This is a genomic window from Streptomyces chiangmaiensis (assembly GCF_036281785.1).
Taxonomy (GTDB): Bacteria; Actinomycetota; Actinomycetes; order Streptomycetales; family Streptomycetaceae; genus Streptomyces; species Streptomyces chiangmaiensis.
In genome coordinates this window covers 1-1135 of record NZ_JAYWVC010000606.1, presented here as the reverse complement: position 1 = coordinate 1135, position 1135 = coordinate 1, and the positions used below count along the sequence as shown (strand labels likewise).

Here is a 1135-nt window from a genome sequence, read left to right as displayed (position 1 = left end):
TGTCGGCGTACGGCCTGTAGTGCAGAGGTATGTACGGGCTGATGTACAGAGTTTGAGTCCGTGTCAGCTGACGGCGGTGATGCCGCCTTCGATGGCAGTGAGGCGGTTCTTCAGCCGGTAACTGGCGCCGTTGATCGCGAGGATCTCGCAGTGGTGGAGGAGACGGTCGATGATGGCGGTGGCCAGGACGTCGTCGCCGAAGACCTGGCCCCACTCGCTGAAACTTTTGTTCGAGGTCAGCAAGGTGGAGCCCTTCTCGTAACGCTTGGAGAGCATCTGGAAGACGAGGTTCGCCTCGTCGCGCTCCAGCGGGAGGTAGCCGACCTCGTCGACTACGAGGACGTTGGGCCGCAGGTAGGTGCGGAGTTTGCTGGCCAGGCGGCCGATGGAGTCGGCGGCTTTGAGCTGGCGGACCATGTCGTCGAGGGTGGTGAAATAGATCGTGTAGCCGGCCCGGCAGGCGGTGACCGCCAGGGCGACCGCGAGGTGTGTTTTCCCTACTCCCGGCGGACCCAGCAGGGCGACGTTGGCGTTGGCCTCGACGAACGCGAGGGTGGCCAGGTCCTTGACCTTTCGGGGGTCGAGTTCGGGCTGGTAGGAGAAGTCGTACTCCTCGATCGTCTTGTAATGCGGCAGCCGGGAGAGCCGCAGGGCGTGGCGGAAGCGGCGCTCTTCGCGGACGGCGAGTTCTTCTTCCAGGACCAGGTCGAGGAAGTCGAGGTAGGCCATCCGTTCGGCATCGGCCCGGCCGACGTACTCGGCCAGTGACTGGGTCAGGTGGGGCAGGCCGAGTTTGGTGGCGGTGGCGCGGATCCGGGCGGTGACCAGCTCGCTCAACGCATGTCCTTGGGGTCGATGGGGGCTGGAGTGAACGGACGGGTGCCGGTGATCTGGTCGTAGAGTGCCAGGGGCCGGGTGCCGACGTGGACGTGCGCGGCTCTGGTCCGGGCCAGCAGCGACACCAGCCCGCCGGGCTCGGTGTCGGCGCTGCGCGCCGGGCCGGTGGTGCGGGTTCCACGATCACCGGGATCGGTGGTGGTGGCGCGGGTGTGTCCGTCGGGCAGGCCCTGCCAGTGCGCCTCGTCCACGATCCGGGCGCCGCGGCCGACTGCTCGGGGGTGCACGGCCAGCAGCG

Annotated in this window: 1 protein-coding gene and 1 pseudogene; both read right to left on the bottom strand. The window is 67.5% G+C overall.

Annotated features, from left to right (window positions below):
- Positions 1 to 63 precede the first annotated feature (63 nt).
- Positions 64 to 837 carry an IS21-like element helper ATPase IstB gene (istB, locus tag VXC91_RS45915; RefSeq protein ID WP_329513255.1) on the bottom strand — a complete coding sequence of 258 codons (774 nt, stop codon included), beginning with the start codon at positions 835 to 837 and terminating at the stop codon, positions 64 to 66.
- A pseudogene (locus tag VXC91_RS45910) lies at positions 834 to 1135 on the bottom strand (IS21 family transposase); the annotation flags it as partial. The gene istB and the pseudogene VXC91_RS45910, both read right to left, overlap by 4 nt.